Below are 18087 nucleotides of genomic sequence, written 5' to 3'. Positions count from 1 at the left end.
CATGGAAGACACCGGCGTCCGGCTGCCGGACCTGAAGTACCTGATGATCACCGGGGAGACAGTGAAGCCGGCGATGGTGCGGCGGTGGTTCGGGCTGTGCCCGGACATCCGGATGGTGAATGCCTACGGCCCGGCCGAAGCGGCAGATGACATCAGCCAGTATGTGATGGACAAGCCGCCGGAGAGCGAGCCGGTGCCGATTGGCAGACCGATCCGCAATATGCGGATCTACATCGTGGACGACCAGCTGCGGCTGTGTCCGGTCGGAACAATCGGCGAAATCTGCGTCTCGGGCATTGGGGTGGGACGCGGCTACCTGCGCGACCCCGAGCGGACAGCGGCGGTATTCCTGGAAGACCCGTTCAGGGAAGAGGAGGGCGTGCGGATGTACCGGACGGGAGACCTCGGACGGTGGCTGCCGGACGGCAATATCGAATTCTACGGCCGGAAGGATTATCAGGTGAAGATCCGGGGCTTCCGGATCGAGCTGGGCGAGATCGAAGCCCGACTGGTCGAGCATGTAGGGGTGAAGGAAGCGGTCGTGCTGGATGTGGAGGATGGGCAGGGCGTGAAGCAGCTGGCGGCGTATGTGACAGCCGCGGGCGAGGCGGCGCCGGAGACGGCGGAGCTGAAGGCATACCTGGCGCGGCATCTGCCGGAGTATATGGTGCCGGCATCGGTGCAGGTGCTGGCGGAGCTGCCGCTGTCGCCAAACGGCAAGATCGACCGCAAGGCGCTGCCGAAGCCGGAGCTGGCCTTGGGCGGCGGCATGGCGGGAGGCCCGCCGCGCACGGAGACGGAGCGGAAGCTGGCGGCGATTTGGCAGGAAGTGCTCGGCGTAGTGGAAGCAGGCCGGGAGCAGTCGTTCTTCGAAGCGGGCGGCCACTCGCTGAAGGCGATGACGCTGGTGTCGCGCATCCACAAGGAGCTGGGCGCAGAGCTGCCGCTGCGGGAGGTGTTCGCCCGTCCGCTGCTGCACATGCAGGCGGCATACATCGACCAGGCCGCAGGGCAGGGACAGGGAGGAGCGTACACCCGTATCCCGCAGGCACCGGAGCAGCCATTCTATCCGGCTTCGCCGGTGCAAAAGCGCTTGTTTGCCCTGAGCCAGATGGACGGGGCGGGCATGAGCTATAACATTACGATGACCTACACTCTGACGGGAGCGCTCGATACAGATCGGCTGCAGAACGCTTGGCGGCGGGTGGTGGAGCGGCATGAGGCGCTCCGCACCTCGTTCGCCTACGTGGATGGTGAGCTGATGCAGCGGATCGTTCCGCAGGCGGATGCGGACATTGAGCAGCTGCCCGGGTTAGCAGCGGAATCAGGTGAGGAAGAGAGCTCTGCCGTTATGCGGCAGGCGGCAGCCTTCTTCAAGCCGTTCGACCTGAAGAACGGTCCGCTGATCAGGGCCGGTCTGCTGCCTCTCGCGGCTGACCGCAGCCTGTTCCTGATTGATATTCATCACACAATAGCGGATGGGATGTCGGTTCCGCTCCTGATGCAGGAGCTGTGTGCGCTCTATGAGGGACAATCGCTCCAGCCGGTTCCGCTTCATTATAAAGACTATACCTGCTGGCAGCTGCAGGAGCCGTATCAGCAGGCCCAGCAGGAACATGAAGCCTATTGGCTGAATGAGCTTTCGGGCGAGCTTCCGGTTCTCGATCTGGTGACGGACTATCCGCGGCCAGCGGCACGCAGCTTCGAAGGCGGCCATGTTCGTTTCCGGATGAATGCGGAGCTGACCGCAAGCCTCCGGTCAATGGCAGATGCTTCGGGAACAACCCTGTATACCGTCATGCTCGCTGCCTTCAGCGTGCTGTTATCCAAGTACACGGCCCAGGAGGATATCCTGATCGGCTCGCCGGTCGCCGGCAGAACCCATCCGGATCTGGAGCAGGTCGTGGGAATGTTCGTCAACACCGTGGTGGTGCGCAGCCAGCCGAGACAGGACTTGACCTTTAACGGCCTGCTCGATCAATTGAAGGAGCGCGTGATGCGCGCCTTTGAGCATCAGGATTATCCGTTCGAACAGCTGGTGGACAAGCTTGGGCTGCAGCGGGATGCGAGCAGGAATCCGCTGTTCGATGTCCTGTTCATCCTGCAAAATGTGGACCGCGGCAGCCTGGTAATGGATCAGGTCAGCATCGAACCCTATGATTACCTGCACCGCACAGCCAAGTTTGATCTGACACTGTTTGCTGCTGAAGAGCAGGACGGCATCAGCGCCGGCTTCGAGTACAGCGGCCAGCTGTTCCGGCAGGAGACGGTAGAGCGCATGGCTGCTCACTATCTGCAGCTGCTCGGCAGCCTGGCGGAATGCGGAGGGCAGATACGGCTGTCAGAGCTCAGCCTGCTGTCGCACGAGGAGCGGGCAAGGGTTACGGCTGAATTTGCCGTCAATCCATGCGAATTAACCGGACCGGCGACCATTCACCAGCGGTTCGAGGAGCAGGTTAAGAAGCGGCCGCAGCACCCGGCAGTGCTGTATAACAACGATACGATTACCTATGCGGAGCTGAACGCAAGAGCGAACCTGCTGGCGCGGTCCATCCGGGCCAGTCATCCGGGCGTTCGCGCGGCGCATGAACGCCAGCGCGGTCAGGAGAATGGCCTGCTGGTCGGTATTATGACGAAGCATCCGGTTGACCGGATTGCCGCTGTACTCGCTGTTCTGAAGGCGGGCCTGGCCTATGTGCCGATTGATCCTTCCTATCCGCGCGAGCGGATTGCCCACATGGCAGAGGACAGCGGTATGCAGCTCGTCTTAACGGATCTGGCCGAGGCGCCGCAGCTGCTGCCCGGAAGCGTTAAGGTGCTCTCTCTGGGCCAAAAGCACGGGGCTTCAGCTGAAGAGAACAATCAAGCGGCGAACCAGGATAATCCATGCCTGGATATTCAGCCGAGTGATCTGGCATACATCATCTATACATCTGGCTCGACCGGGCTGCCCAAGGGCGTCGCCATTACGCATCAGGGCGTTGTCAACTATGCGGCCTGGCGGACGCAGGCATACGGCATTGGAGCGGATGACCGGTCGCTGCAGCTGATATCGTTCTCCTTCGACGGGTACGGGGCAAGCCTTTACTCTGCGCTGCTCACAGGCGGCAGCCTGGTCGTTGTGGGGGATGAAGAGAGCAAGGACTACAAGGTAATCAGCGAGCTCGCCTCCCGCCATGGTGTCACTTCGTTCAGCGCGATCCCTTCGATGTATCAGGCGCTGCTGGACTTTGCGGAAGCGGGCGGCGGACTCGGCCAGCTGAAGACCGTCGTGCTTGCGGCGGAACGCCCATCAGAAGAACTGGTGGCCAGAAGCCTGCGCATGCTGCCGAAGACGCTGCTGATTAACGAATATGGACCGACAGAGAACACGATCGCGACGACGGCCCAGATCGGCATTGAACCGGGCCGGACGGCGGTCATCGGCAGACCTGTCGGCAACCATGAAATATATATTATAGACCGGTCTGGACAGCCGGTACCGGTTGGCGTTCCGGGTGAGCTGTGCGCGGCGGGTCCCGGTCTAGCACGCGGCTATTGGAAGAAGCCTGAACTGACGGCTGAGAAATTTACTTCGCATCCGGAAACCGGCCGCCGCATGTACCGGACAGGTGACATGGCGCGGTGGCTGGAAGACGGCACGATTGAGTTTCTGGGCAGGCTCGATGAGCAGGTCAAGATCCGCGGCTTCCGGATCGAGCTGGAGGAGATCGCTTCCCGCCTGCGTCTGCACCCGGATGTCGCGGAAGCGGTTGTGTCTGACCGCAGGGACGAGCATGGGCAGCCTTATCTGTGCGCCTATATTATTCCGGGAGCAGAGACGGCCGGCGATGACGATGGCCACATCGCTGATCACGCCCAGAACAGTACAGCCAGGGCAGACAGCAATAGCGGAGCCTTAACCGCCAGCAGCGGAAGACCGGGCCCGTCTTATACCGTCACAGCCAGGCAGGCAGCAGGGTACCGGACCTTCCTGGCGGAGGCACTGCCGGATTATATGATTCCCGCATACTTTGTCCATCTGGAGCGTCTGCCGCTCAGTCCTAACGGCAAGCTCGACAAGAAGGCGCTGCCTGCGCCGGAGCGAAGCAGCGGGGTTTCCGAAGCCTATGAGGCGCCGCGTACGGAGATGGAGAGCAGGCTCGCCGAAATCTGGCAGCAGGTGCTTGGTGCTGAGCGAGTCGGCATCCATGACCATTTCTTCAATCTCGGCGGCGATTCAATCAAGGCCATCCAGGTTTCATCCCGCCTGCACCAGCAGGGTCTGGTGCTGGAGATGAAGCATCTGTTCCAGCATCCGGTGCTTATGCAGCTGGCGCCGTATATTAAGGAAGATGAGGAAACAATCAGCCAGGATGAAGTGACCGGGGATGTGCCGCTGACGGCCATTCAGCACTGGTTCTTCAGCCAGGGCTTTGAAGAGCAGCATCATTTTAACCAGGCGGTTATGCTGCACCGGAGCAGCGGTTTTGACACGGATGCTCTCAAGCAGGCTTTATCGGCTATGATCGTTCATCATGATGCGCTCCGAATGGTGTTCAGACAGGTGGATGGGTACTGGACCGTACGGAACCTCAGCGCAGAGGAGACTGGTCCGGTCGCGCTGCATATCGTCGAGACAGGCAGCATGCCGGAGGGTGAGCGGCTGGCTTACATTTCCCGGCAGGTGGAAGCAGCGCAGAGAAGCCTGGATATCGAGCAGGGACCGCTGTACCGCTTCACGCTGCTGCGGACCACGGATGGCGACCACCTGCATATTGTGATCCATCATCTGGTGGTGGACGGGGTATCCTGGCGCATTTTGCTGGAGGACCTGGCTGAAGCCTATGACAAGGCTGAGCGCGGGGAAGCGGTACGGCTTCCAGCGAAGACACTGTCAGTACGTGAGTGGGCGCACAAGGTCTGGCAGTACGCAGGCCATAGTGAGCTGCTGAAGGAGATTCCGTTCTGGCAGGCGGTGGAGCAGAATAATCCGGGGCCGCTCCAGGCGGGCCGGACTGCAGGGCAGCGGCGGCCGGATGAGCAGGCCGAGGCAGTCATGGAATGCACAGAGGAGCAGACCGAACAGCTGCTGAAGCAGGTGCACCGGACCTACAATACGGAGATTAATGACGTGCTGCTTACGGCTTTGGCGCTCGCGCTCAGGCAGTGGTCGGGGCGGCAGAAGGCGCTGATTCATCTGGAAGGCCACGGCAGAGAGCGGCTCGATAAGGCGTACAACATTTCCCGGACAATAGGCTGGTTTACAGCCCAATACCCGGTCGTTCTGGAAGCCAGCCGTCCCGGCGACATGGGCTACATGCTGAAGTCGGTCAAGGACAGTCTGCGCCGGATTCCGAACCACGGCATCGGCTACGGCGTGCTGGAATATATAACACCACAGGAGCAGCGGCAGGGGCTGCAGTTCGGACTGCGGCCGGAGATCAGCTTTAACTACCTGGGCCAGTCGGATCAGGCGCTGGACACCGGGGCATTCACGCTGTCGAAGCTCGGCAGCGGCACGAATATCAGCCCGAATGCCCGCAAGCTGTATGCGATGGAATGGACAGGCATGGTGGCAGACGGCAGGCTGCGGATGACAGTCAGCTACAGCCGCAGCGAGTATGAGGATGCTGCGATAGCAGAGCTGACCGGCCTTTACAAGGAGCAGCTGCAGGCGATTATAAGCCACTGCATGGGCAGGACCGGCACGGAGGTCAGCCCTTCGGACCTGGTGTACAACAAGCTGTCGATTGACAAGCTCAGCCAGATCAGCCAGCTGCTCAACAAAAAACTAAAGTAGGTGAAACGAAGTGGATGGCGTACAGATCAAAAATCTTTACCCGCTGACACCGATGCAGGAAGGCATGCTGTTTCATTCCTTGCTGGATCAGGATCATCCCGCCTATCACCAGCAGATGACCTTGACGCTTAAAGGCACAATTAACCTTGACTATATCGAACAATCCATGAACGCGCTGATCGCCAGATATGATGTGCTGCGGACGGTGTTTCTGGTTGAAAATGTTGAGCAGCCGCTGCAGGTTGTGCTGCAGGAGCGGACGCTCACGTTGATTCAGGAGGATATCGCTGCTCTTCCGGAGGAAGAGCAGCGGGCCTTCATCCGCCGCTATGAGGAGGAGGACCGCAGGCAGGGCTTTGACCTGACCAGCGACCTGCTCATGCGGGTGTCCGTGCTGGTCACCGGAGCAGACAGCTGTGCAATGGTCTGGAGCTTTCACCATATCATTATGGACGGCTGGTGCCTTGGCATTATTCTGGACGATTTCTTTCAGGCCTACGAAGCGCTCGCAGGCGGTTTACCAGTATTGGAGAAAGCGGTCTATCCATACAGTGATTATATGGAATGGCTGCTGCAGCAGGATAAGGACGGGGCAAGAGCCTACTGGCAGGAATGCTTAGCAGGCTACGAGCAGCAGGCTGTGGTGCCGGGTATGCGCCAGGATCAGAAGGACCGTGCTTACCGCGGTTCCGAGTATGAATTCCGGTTTCCCGAGGCGCTGACACAGAAGCTGGAACAGCTTGCGAAGGCTCAGGGCGTTACATTAAGCACTGTGCTGCAGGCGCTCTGGGGCGTGCTGCTGCACAAATACAATTACAGCGACGACGTGGTTTACGGCACGGTCGTATCAGGCCGTCCATCCTCGTTAACTGGCGTAGAGCAGATGGTTGGGCTGTTCATTAATACGATTCCGGTCCGTGTGCAGAGCACGCATGGACAAACCTTCACGGAGCTGCTGCAGGCTGTTCAGCAGCAGTCACTCCGGTCAAACGACAACGCCTTCTTCCCGCTTGCCGAGATTCAGGCGGATTCCGTACTGCGCAGCGGGCTTATCCAGCACCTTGTCGTATTCGAGAACTACCCGATCGATGAGGCGCTGGACAGCCGCTATCCGGGACTTGGCTTTGCGATTGAGGACGTCCGCGTCTTCGAGCAGACGAGCTATGATTTTAACCTGATGGTGGTTCCCGGGGCACAGCTCAAGCTGGCTTTTAATTATAACGAAGCTGTGTATGACAGCAGTTTTGTCGCGGCTATCGGCGGTCACCTGCTGAAGCTTGCCGAAGCGGCTGCCGGCGATCCTGCCGTCCCGCTGCATACCATTGAAATCATAACGGAGGCAGAAGCTGAGCAGCTGGCTTCGTTTAACGATACGGCAAGAGAATACCCGCTGCACAAGCCTTACATGGAGCTGTTCGCCGAGGCGGTAGAGCTGCACCGGGAGCGCACGGCGCTGGTCTTCGAGGATGCCTTACTGACCTACGGCGAGCTCGACTGCCGGGTAGACAGGCTCGCGGCACGTCTGCGCGGAAGAGGTGTAAGCCGGGAAAGCATCGTCGGCATCATGGTGGAGCCGTCGCTTGAGATGATCGTCGGCGTGCTGGCGGTACTGAAGGCAGGGGGAGCATTCCTGCCGATTGACCCCGGTTATCCGCAGGAGCGAGTGCAGTATTTTCTCACGGACAGCGGGGCGGAAATTCTGCTTACGCAAACCCGTTTTATAGGCACCATTTCCTTCGCGGGCGAATGCCTTAACCTGGAGGATGAACAGCTGTATAACGTGGATGTCCCGTTCCCGGAGGGCCGTCTGCCGCTCATCGGCAGGCCGGATGACCTGGCTTATGTTATCTATACGTCCGGCTCGACGGGCCAGCCGAAGGGCGTCATGATCGAACACAGCGCACTCGTCAATCTGTGCTTCTGGCATAACAGCGAGTACGGCGTCACACCGGAGGACCGGACGGCCAAATATGCGGGCTTCAGCTTTGACTGTTCGGTGTGGGAAATCTTCCCCTACCTGATTTGCGGAGCCTCTATTCATATGCTGCACAAGGACATCCGGCTCGATATCGGGCGGCTGAACCGCTATTTTGAGACCAACAGCATTACGATTACATACCTGCCGACCCAGTTTGCCGAGCAGTTCATGAAGGTGCAGAACCGCTCGCTCCGGGTGCTTCTGACAGCCGGTGACAAGCTGAAGCAGTACGTGCCGCAGACCTACAAGCTGGTCAATAACTATGGTCCGACGGAAAATGCGGTCATCACAACCTTCTATTATGTAGACCGGCAGCAGGACAATATTCCGATTGGCATTCCGGTCCACAACCACCGTGTCTATGTGCTGGATAAGGGCGGGAAGCAGGTACCGGCAGGCGTACCGGGCGAGCTGTGTGTTTCCGGAAGCGGGCTTGCTAGAGGCTACTGGAACAAGCCGGACCTGACGGACGAGAAGTTTACAGTCAACCCGTATGAACCTGGCGAGCGAATGTACCGGACGGGCGACCTCGCGGTCTGGATGCCGGACGGCAATATCCAGTATCTCGGCCGGATTGACCAGCAGGTGAAGATTCGCGGCCACCGTATTGAGATCGGCGAGATTGAGACCCAGCTGATGCAGCTGGCAGCCGTTAGGGACTGTGTAGTTGTACCGCTGAAGGATGATAACGATCAGGCTTACCTTTGCGCTTATTTTGTCCCGCAGCAGGAAGACATGGCAGATACGAAGCAGCTGCGGAAGCAGCTTGAGGGGCTTCTGCCGGATTACATGGTTCCGGCTGTGTTCATGGAGCTGGAGCGGATTCCGGTTAATGTGAACGGAAAAATCGACCGCAAGGCGCTGCCGAAGCCGGCTGTTCCTATGGTCTCCGGTTATGAAGCGCCATCGGGCGAGCTGGAAAATCACCTTGCCGGGCTGTGGGGCAGGGTGCTAGGACTGCCGCGGGTGGGGCGGCAGGATCACTTCTTCGAGATGGGCGGCCACTCCCTGAAGGCGGTTATGCTGGTGACGGAAATGCAGCAGAGCATCGATGTGCCGGTGCAAATCCGCGACATCTTCGCCTGCCCGACGGTCCGGGAGCTGGCGGAGCTGCTGGAAGAGCGCAGGCGCGGGCATGTTGCGCCTGCCGGTGGTCCGGAAGGCATTCCGGCGGCGGGAGTGCGTCCGTACTACCCGCTCTCCTCAGCCCAGCGCCGGCTCTATGTGCTCAGCCAGATGGAGGGTGTCGGCACGAGCTATCACCTGCCTGGCGCTCTGCTGCTGGAGGGTTCCTTGTCCAGGGAGAAGCTGGAGCAGACGGTGGAACGTATGCTGGACAGGCATGAAGCGCTGCGTACCCGGTTCATTATGGCGGATGGCGAGCCGGTGCAGCAGATTATGCCGCCGTCACCGTTCCGGCTGCCGGTTCATGAACTGCACCCTCCAGCGGAGCATGGAGAGGGGGAGGGGCTGGCCCGTTATATCCAGTCTTACATGGAGACTCAATTTGTCCGGCCGTTCGAGCTGGACCATGCGCCGCTGATGCGGATGGAGCTGCTGAAGCTGGGAGCGGACAGGCATGTCCTGCTGTATGATATGCATCACCTGATTACCGATGGTACAAGCACGGCGCTGTTCGTCCGTGATTTTATAGAGCTGTATAACGAAGAGACGCTGGCCCCGCTTGAGCTGCATTACAAGGATTATGCGGTCTGGCAGCATGAACGGCTTGCGGCGGGGGAAAGCGAAGAAGACGGGAAGTACTGGCTGAACACCTTCGCAGATGGCATTCCGGTGCTGCAGCTGCCAGCCGATTATACCCGGCCAGCGGTGCGCCGGTTTGCTGGCAACCGTACGGTGTTTACCGTAGACCCTGCGGCTGCGGCGCGGCTTGAGCAGCTTGCGGCAGACACCGGTTCCACGCTGTATATGGTGCTGCTTGCCGCTTATCATCTGCTGCTTGCGGGCCACTCCGGCCAGCGGGACATCGTGATCGGCACGCCGGTATCCGGCCGGACGCATGCCGACATGCACCGGATGCTGGGCATGTTCGTGAACACGCTGCCGCTGCGTACGGTCTCCCGGCCGGATCAGACGGTGCGCGAGCTGCTGCTTGGGATCAGGGAGCTGGTCCTGCAGTCGCTAGAGCATCAGGATTACCCGTTCGAGGAGCTGGTTCACCGTCTTGCCCCCGAGCGGGATACCGGGCGAAATCCGCTGTTTGATACGATGTTTGCGCTGCAGAACATGGATGAGGAAGAGATGAAGCTGAGCGGACTGCATGTAACGCCGCTGGCTGTACAGGCCGATATGGCCAAATATGATTTGACCTTGATCGGATCGCAGCACGGCGGCGGTTTGAGCTTTGAGCTGGAGTACAGCACCGACTTGTTCCACCCTGCTACGATCGAGCGCTGGGCCGCGCACTACCAGGAACTGCTGCATCTGATTGCCAGGGAGGCGGATACGGCTCTTGCGGATGTGAGCTGCCTGCCGGAGCAGGAGAAGGAGCTGCTGCTGCATGCATTCAACCGCACGGAGCTGCTGGTGGAGGACAAGCTGCTGCATGAGCTGTTTGAAGAGCAGGCGGCCCGCACGCCGGATCATCCCGCACTGGCTGACAGCAGCCGGAGACTGACCTTCGGCGAGCTGAATGACCGTGCGAACCGGCTGGCCAGGCTGCTGCGCAGCGAGGGAGCCGCACCGGGACAGATTGTCGGGGTATCGACGGACCGTTCCGTCGATGTCGTAACGGCGATGCTCGCGATTCTAAAGGCGGGAGCGGCATACCTGCCGCTGGACCCGAGCTATCCGGCGGAGAGGCTTCGTTATTTTGCAGAGGACAGCGGAGTACGGCTGATTGTGACGAATCACGATGCTGCAGCGGGCCTGCTGCCGGCTGACGGCGGCCGTGTGATTGATATGAGGGACCAGGCTTTGCTTGAGCAGTATGAGGGCGCCAATCTGCCGCGTACCGCACAGTCCGGGGATCTGGCTTACGTCATCTACACCTCAGGCTCTACCGGTCTGCCGAAGGGCGTTATGATTGAGCACCGCAGCATTGCAGCCACACTTCAATGGCGCCAGACCGTATACCGCTTTGATGGCCGTGACACGGCACTAGCCATTTATCCGTACGCCTTCGACGGCTTCATCATCGGCTGCCTGTCGCCTCTGTTTGGCGGAGCGGCGGTCGTCATGCTGGATGAGCGGGAAGCCAGAGACCCGGCAGGCATCAGGGACAAGGTTGTCTCCGAGCAGGCTACGCACCTGATGTGCATACCGTCCTTGTATGCGGGCATTCTTGGCTGCTCTGAACCGGGACAGCTGAAGACTCTGCGTATTGCGGCGCTGGGCGGGGAGCGGCTGACCGCAGCCGTTGTACAGGCCCACTGGCATCACTGCCCCGAAACCGTGCTCGTGAATGAATACGGTCCGACCGAGAACAGCGTCACCTCGACGCATCTTGTTCTGGCGGGCGGGGAGAGCGACATTACTATCGGAGGGCCGAACGGCAATATGCAGGCGTTCATTCTCGATGAACGGCAGCGCCTGCTTCCGATCGGCGTCCCAGGCGAGCTGTGTGTCAGCGGGGCGGGTCTCGCCAGAGGCTACTTGAACAGGCCCGAGCTGACGGCGGAGAAATTTGTAGACCACCCCTACCGGAAGGGTGAGCGGCTGTACCGTACCGGCGACCTTGCCAGGTTCCGTCCGGATGGCCGGATTGAGTACCTTGGGCGGATTGATCATCAGGTGAAAATCCGCGGCTATCGCATTGAGCTCGGGGAAATCGAGGAGGCACTGCTCGCTTGTCCAGGCGTACGGGAAGCCGTCGTGATCGACCGGACAGGTGAAGACGGGGCTGCTTACCTCTGTGCGTATGTCGTGGCACAGCAGGAGTGGAACGGCCCGCTGCAGACCGGTGAGCTGCAGGCTTCTCTATCCGGGAAGCTGCCGCATTATATGATACCGACCCGCTTCATGCAGCTGGACAGCATTCCGCTTGCGCCAAGCGGCAAGGCGGACCGGCAGGCGCTGCCCGAGCCAGCTGCCGAGACTGGCAGCGGCAGGCGGTTTGCAGCTCCGCAGGGAGAAGCAGAGCAGCTTCTTGCCGGCATCTGGCAGGAGGTGCTCGGAATCAGCCGGATCGGACGCGAGGACAGCTTCTTCCAGCTTGGCGGCGATTCGATTAAAGCGATTCAGGTTTCATCCCGTTTATATAAAGCGGGTTATGCCATGGAGATGAAGGAGCTGTTTCAGGAGCCGGTGCTGAAGCGCTTTGCAGCTACACTCTCCAAGGCCTTGAAGAGGGCGGAGCAGGGGCCTGTAACCGGAGAGGTGCCGCTGACGCCAATCCAGCGCTGGTTCTTCGGCCGGCGGTTTACGGATGCGCATCATTTCAACCAGTCGGTCGTGCTTCTCCGCAGGGATCGGTTCGAGCCGGCGAAGCTGTATGCGGTCTTAGACAAGCTGACGCAGCATCATGATGCTCTGCGCGCCGTTTTCCACAGCAGTGGAGCTGGGCAGGAGCCTGTTCAGATCATACGTGGACTGGATGGCGAGACGTTCGACTTCCAGGTAACGGATATGCGGGCTGAGCCGAACCCTGCGTACCAGATGGAGCAGCTTATTGAACGGACGCAGCAGAGCTTTGATCTGCACGATGGGCCGCTCGTCAAGGCGGTTCTGATGCAGGCGCCGGAGGGCGACCATCTGCTGCTTACAGTACACCATCTCGTAGTGGATGGCGTATCCTGGCGGATTATGCTGGAGGATTTCAATCTTCTGTACCGGCAGGCATTGGAGGGAACACCGCTCACGCTGCAGGAGAAAACCTTCTCCTACAAGGACTGGGCCCTTGCTCTTCAGGAGTATGCGGATACCAGCCGGCTGCAGCGGGAAGCGGCTTATTGGGAGGATATAACGGCCGCGGCTGTGGAGCAGGGCCCGGGAGCATTCCCGGCGGACCGCCACGCGGATAAGAATACGTACCAGACCAGCAGGAGCTTAACGGCATCGCTCAGCGAGGCAGATACCAGCAGGCTGCTCCGGCAGGCACCCCAGGCTTACGGAACGGAAGTGAACGAGCTGCTCTTAACCGCATTGGGGCTGGCTGTTCGTGACTGGAGCGGACTGGGGCAGGCGCTTGTGACGCTGGAGGGACATGGCAGGGAGAAAATCAGAGATGATTTGAACATCTCCCGGACGGTCGGCTGGTTCACCAGCACCTTCCCGGTACGGCTGGATTTGGCGGGAAGCCGGACACTGGCTGACTGCATCCAGAGCATGAAGGAGAGTATGCGTCGAATCCCGAAACGCGGCATTGGCTACGGCATTCTGAAGGAACTCGGCAGGCGCTCAGCAGAACAGGCAGAGGCTGACACGGGAAGCGGGATTCAGCCTGCGATCAGCTTCAATTACCTGGGGCAGTTCGACCAGGATATCGCAAGCGAGCTGTTCGAGCTGTCCAGACTCTCCATGGGCGAGCTGATCAGTCCGTACATGGAGCGGCAGGCCGAACTGGAGTTCAACGGTATGGTGGTGGAAGGTAGACTGACCTTCTCCCTGACCTACAACACGCTCCAATACGAGGATGGCACAGCCGGACGGCTGATCGGACTTTTCCGCCATCACCTGGAGGAGATCATCAACCACTGCGCGCAGCTGACGGAGACGGTGCGCACGCCAAGCGACTACGGCTGTCATAACCTGAGCTTGCAGGAATGGGCGGGGATTCAGTCGCTGGCTGCAGAACGCCGTGCGGGAATTGCCGACCTGTATCCGCTCACCCCGATGCAGGAGGGGATGCTGTTCCATGCTCTGAAGGATGCGGATTCATCCGCCTATGTCGAGCAGATGTCTCTGCAGCTGGAAGGAGAGCTGGACGAGGCGGCTTTACGGAGCAGCCTTGCTGTCCTGTTCGACTGTCATCCTGTGCTCAGGACGATGTTCGTGTATGAAGGCTTGAACAGGCCTTACCAGGTTGTGCTGGACCGGATGGAACCCGTTATCCGTCTGGCGGATTGGTCAGGCAGAGCGGCAGGGGAGCAGGATGAGCTGCTGTCCCGGTTTAAGCAGGAAGATCTGGCCAGAGGGTTTGATCTGACGCGTGACCCTCTTGTCCGGCTGACGGTCATGAAACTCGGCGGGGAACAATGGCGTCTGGTATGGACTCACCACCATATTCTGATGGATGGCTGGTGCCTTGGCCTGCTGTTCGAGGACCTGTTCACCTGCTATGAGGCTGTTCTCGAGGGCAGAACGCCCGAACCGGCCGCCCGTGCGCCTTACCGGGCCTACATCGGCTGGCTGCAGGAGCGTGAGCGTGAGGAGGCCGCAGCGTACTGGCGGGCTTATCTGGCCGGTTATGAAGAGCCGGCGACCCTTCCGAAGTCGGCTGCAGGCCGCAGAGAAGGCTACGAGCAGGGGGGCGTCAGCTTTACGCTTGACCGCGGCCTTACATCGGAGCTGAACCGGCTGGCCAGCTTGCATGAAGTAACGCTGAACACCGTCGTGCAGGCTGTATGGGCGGTGGTGCTCCAGCGGTACAACGATACGGACGAGGTTGTATTCGGCTCGGTTGTATCGGGCCGGCCGCCAGAGGTGGCAGGCATCGAGGAGATGATCGGCCTCTTCATTAACACGATCCCGGTTCGTTTCCGGTTCACGGGGCAGAGCTTCGGCAAGCTGCTGCAGGATGCCAAACAATCTGCGCTTGAGGCCATGCAGCATGATTACCTGTCCCTGGCGGACATTCAGGCTGTCAGCCCGCTGAAGCAGCATCTGTTCGATCACATTCTAGTGTTCGAGAATACGCCTGCCCATCAGGACGGGGATTCGCGGAATGACCGAAGCAGACTGGGCTTTACAGTGGCTGACACCGAAGTGTATGAGCAGACGAGCTACGACTTTGACATAACGGTAGGCCCGGGTGAGGAGCTGTTCTTCAAGTTCAGCTATAACACCCGCGTCTATGATGAAGCGATCATCCGCCAGCTCGCCGGTCACTTCCGGCAGATCGCGGAGCAGGCCGCTGCCAGGCCCGAGCATCCTGCGGAAGATCTCGAGCTGCTGACTGAGGCGGACAAGCATCTGCTGACAGCAGGCTTCAACGCGCGGAAGGCACCGGTCGACATGCAGGAGACAGTACCGCTGCTGTTCGAGCAGCAGGCGGCAGCAGTGCCGGACCGGACAGCGGTTGTATTTGGGGAAGAGAAGCACAGCTATGAAGCGGTTAACCGGCATGCCAATCAGCTGGCGCATGAGCTGAGCAGCAGGGGAGCGGGGCACGAAACACTCGTGGCCGTCCTGATGGAGCGTTCACCGCGTATGATCGAGACTATTCTCGGAATCTGGAAGGCGGGCGGTGCTTATATCCCGGTTGATCCGGATTATCCGGTTTCAAGGAAGCTTGCGATCCTGCAGGAATCCGGTGTGCGGTATATGGTTTCGGCTTCGGATTATCTATCAGACCTGCCAGAGGAGGCCCTTTCCGAAATAGACTGCATTCTGCTGGATCAGGAGGAAGAGGCGATTGTTTCCCGGTCTTCGGATAATCTGGTACCGCTGGCCGCAGGGGACAGCCTGGCCTACGTCATCTATACATCGGGCTCTACAGGCAAGCCGAAGGGAGCCATGATCGAGCATGCGGGCATGCTGAATCACATTGCCGCCGAAATCGAGGAGCTGTCGCTTGGCAGTCATTCTGTCATTGCGCAGAACGCCAATCACTGCTTCGACATCTCGGTCTGGCAGATGTTCGCGGCGCTGACAATCGGCGGTACGACGGCGATTGCTGCCAATGATGTAATTTTGGAGCCGCAGCGGTTCCTGGAGCGGATTGCCGCAGACGAGGTTACGGTGCTTGAGGTGGTCCCTTCCTATCTGGCGCTCTTGATGGATGAAATCCGCGTGAGACAGGGGCACGGTCTGGCCCTGCAGTATTTGATGATTACAGGCGAAACGGTCAAGCCCGCCATGGTGAAGCAGTGGTTTGAGCTGTGCCCGGATATTCGCATGGTGAATGCGTATGGACCTGCTGAAGCAGCCGACGACATCAGCCAATATGTGATGGAGCGGGCGCCCGAGCTTGATCCGGTGCCGATTGGAGGGCCGGTCCGCAACATGAACCTGTACATCGTGGACCGGCAGCTGCGGCTGCTGCCAGTGGGCGCGGTGGGTGAAATCTGCGTATCCGGTATCGGTGTCGGACGGGGGTACCTGAACGATGAGGAGCGGACGAAGGCCGTGTTCATGGAGGACCCTTATGCCGCAGAGAAAGGGCTGCGGATGTACAGAACCGGTGACCTGGGCAGATGGCTGCCGGACGGCACAGTAGCGTTCTATGGACGCAGGGACAACCAGGTGAAGATACGCGGCTACCGCGTGGAGCTTGGCGAGATTGAGGCGAAGCTGGTCGAGCATGCACAGGTTCGCGAGGCGGTGGTGCTGGATGCGGCAGACAGCCAGGGCGGCCGTTACCTGTGTGCCTATATCGTAAGCACCGGGGGAGAGATCAGCGCAGCTGAGCTGCGGAAGCATGCGGCAGAACTGCTGCCTGACTATATGGTGCCTTCCGTGTTCCTGATGCTGGATGAGATGCCGCTGTCACCTAACGGGAAAATCGACCGCAGGGCGCTGCCGCAGCCGGACCGGCTGCAGGCTGACGGATGGAACCAGGCTTCGGCGGAAGCCGGGACTCGCACCGAAATGGAGCAGGGGCTGGCGCAGATCTGGTCGCAGATTCTGGGAGTCGGCGCCGGGCAGATAAGCAGAGCGCATTCCTTCTTCGAGCTCGGCGGCCATTCCTTGAAAGCCATGGCGCTTGTCGCCCAGGTTCGGGGACAGTTAGGGGCGGAGCTGACAATCCGTGATATCTTCGCAAGCCCGGTGCTGATGGAGCAGGCCGCTCTGCTGGAAGGCAGACAATCGAACCGTACCGGCATTATTAAGCCGGCTCAGAAGCGCGGCAGTTATCCGGTCTCCTCCGCCCAGAAGCGTATGTTCATCGCAAGCCAGATGCCGGGAGCCGAGCTCAGCTATAATATCCCGCAGTTTACGCTGATGGAAGGACGGCTGGATGAGGAACGGCTGCGGCAGGCGCTGGAGGAGCTGGTCCACAGACATGAAGCGCTGCGGACATCCTTCACGCTTGCTGGCGGAGAGCCGGTTCAGCGGATTCACGATGATGCCAGGCTTGAGCTTGAGGTGTACCGGCTGGGCGGAGATGTAGAGGAGCCGGCTGTGGACGAGGCTGTACAGTCCATTATCGATGCGTTCGTCCGGCCGTTTGACCTTGGCAAGGCCCCTCTGATGCGGGCAGGCTTCATCCGGCTGTCGGAGGAGCAGACGCTACTGATGCTGGATGTGCATCATATCGTCTCGGACGGTGTCACATCCGGTCTGCTCGCAGCTGAGTTTGCAGCTTTTTACCGCGGCGAGGCTCTGCCGCTGCCAGCGGTTCATTATAAGGATTTTGCCGTGTGGCAGCAGGAACAGATGCAGGATGAGCTGTTCAGCAGGCAGGAGCGGTACTGGCTGGAGCAGCTGGCAGGCGAGCTGCCTGTGCTGCAGCTGCCAACGGATTATGTGCGCCCATCCTACAAGAGCTATGCCGGGGACCGCATGGAGTTTGGAACGGATGAGCGGCTTGCGAGCGCCATCCAGGCAAGGCTTGCAGAGACAGGAACGACCTTGTATATGTACCTGCTGGCTGCCTTCCATGTGCTGCTGTCGAAGTATTCGGGACAGCAGGACATCATCGTCGGCTCGCCGGTAGCAGGCAGGCATTATGCCGGCCTTGAGCAGGTATGCGGCATGTTCGTCAATACGCTGCCGCTTCGCATCCGCAGCAGCGGAGAGTGGACGTTCGGCGAGCTGCTGGAGCAGGCGAAGGAAATGGCGCTGGGCGCATACGAGAATCAGGATTATCCGATGGATGAGCTGGTGCCGATGCTGCAGATGGCGGCGGATCCGGGCAGAAGCCCGCTGTTTGATGCCGTACTGGTGATTCAGAATTTGGATGAGCCGGAAGTGGATCTTGGATCCGTAAAACTGCGTCCTTATCCGGTGGAGAACAAGACCGCGAAGTTTGACGTGACGCTAATGGCCGTGGAGGAAGACGGCAGGCTCAGCTTCAGCATGGAGTACTGCACGGCATTGTTCCGGCAGGAGACCATCCGGCAGATGACGGACGATTATTGCCGCATCCTGCAGACGGTTGCGGTAGACCCGATGATCAGGCTGGATGATATCCGGCTGTCGGAGACCCCTGCGGTTGAGGATCGGGCGATAGATGGAGACATTGTGTTCGAGCTGTAAAGTTGAG

Annotated in this window: 2 protein-coding genes; both read left to right on the top strand. The window is 59.9% G+C overall.

The window, feature by feature from the left end; translation table 11 throughout:
* Window positions 1-5782: non-ribosomal peptide synthetase (locus DNH61_RS25420; RefSeq protein WP_111149771.1), on the top strand; the 5782-nt coding region annotated here is incomplete at its 5' end.
* 10 nt (window positions 5783-5792) lie between these two features.
* Window positions 5793-18080 (top strand): non-ribosomal peptide synthetase, encoded by a 12288-nt coding sequence (locus DNH61_RS25415; RefSeq protein ID WP_111149770.1) that lies wholly within the window; start codon window positions 5793-5795, stop codon window positions 18078-18080.
* Window positions 18081-18087 lie beyond the last annotated feature (7 nt).

The sequence above is a fragment of the Paenibacillus sambharensis genome, from assembly GCF_003233845.1.
Lineage (GTDB): Bacteria > Bacillota > Bacilli > Paenibacillales > Paenibacillaceae > Paenibacillus_I > Paenibacillus_I sambharensis.
The sequence above is the reverse complement of the archived record's forward strand: the minus strand, read 5'-3'. Positions and strand labels throughout refer to the sequence as shown.